This is a genomic window from Lewinella sp. IMCC34183, assembly GCF_003390915.1.
Classification (GTDB): Bacteria; Bacteroidota; Bacteroidia; order Chitinophagales; family Saprospiraceae; genus Neolewinella.
The window spans coordinates 1-796 of record NZ_QMEM01000032.1 but is presented as its reverse complement, the minus strand read 5'-3'; the positions used below and the strand labels follow the sequence as shown (position 1 = coordinate 796).

At 44.2% G+C, this 796-nt stretch carries 1 protein-coding gene and 1 pseudogene; both read right to left on the bottom strand.

Going from position 1 to position 796, the window contains the following annotated elements; all coding sequences use genetic code 11:
- Positions 1-69: 69 nt before the first annotated feature.
- The gene (locus DQG19_RS20665; RefSeq protein ID WP_116128479.1) at positions 70-612 is read right to left on the bottom strand and encodes a transcriptional regulator; all 543 of its coding nucleotides are present in this window, start codon (positions 610-612) and stop codon (positions 70-72) included.
- Positions 599-796, bottom strand: a pseudogene (locus DQG19_RS21425) (hypothetical protein); the annotation flags it as partial. The pseudogene DQG19_RS21425 and the gene DQG19_RS20665, both read right to left, overlap by 14 nt.

The window sequence follows — 796 nt, the reverse complement described above, 5'->3', positions numbered from 1 at the left end:
GCGCCGTGCGTCCCGATAGGGCGCATGGACGCTGGCGTGGTGTTCGCCGATGGCTTTTTTTAATTTTATTTATGCTCTCAATGATATTGGATTGGTGACCTTATTGCTTTCCTCCTGCATCTTTTCTTTATCTGTCTTTATCTGGTACTCTAACTGTTTAGCCAGAAGTTTCCACCAGTAAAAAGCTGGGATTGCACCGGAACTGTGTTCCTGTAGCCGATACATAAGCTCCGGATTAGGATTTTCCTTTCCGTTGATTATACGACTCAGCCTAGCTTTGTGAATACTCAGATTATTTGAAACTTCAGTCTGTGTCCTGCCAACAATATCAATGTATTTTTTGAGTTGACTCCCAAAATTGTATTGCTCCTGATAACTGTCTGCCTTAAAATAATCCTCCAATTGAATTTTGAAAGCGAAGAGCTCCGACCGAAGTTTTTGATCTCCGGTTGTGCCTTGTAGAGATTTCATCCGCTTCTCTAGAAACTCTTTGTGGACTTTTTCTTGGACCTCTGCCGTTAATTCTTCACTTGCGACAAACGACTCTGCCACCTCCTCTTCGCTGTAGCGTTCCAAAAGGTCCTTGTAAACTTGCTCCTTATTCTTTTTCATCCTCTAGGTACTTTTGAATTAGTTTGATGGCGCCATCCTGTTCAATCCCCAGTAGACGTCCGTACTGCTGAAAGCCGTAAGCGGACTGGTAGTAGTGAATCAGTTTCGTCTTTGGCTGAAGGGAAACGAATCCTAAATAACCGCTTGCGAACGCCAGTCGGCACGCAAAAGCAATCAAGCAGCC

Bases quoted from the DNA above. Each gene is read 5' to 3' on its own strand.
- DQG19_RS20665 (WP_116128479.1), bottom strand. From the start codon at position 612: ATGAAAAAGAATAAGGAGCAAGTTTACAAGGACCTTTTGGAACGCTAC.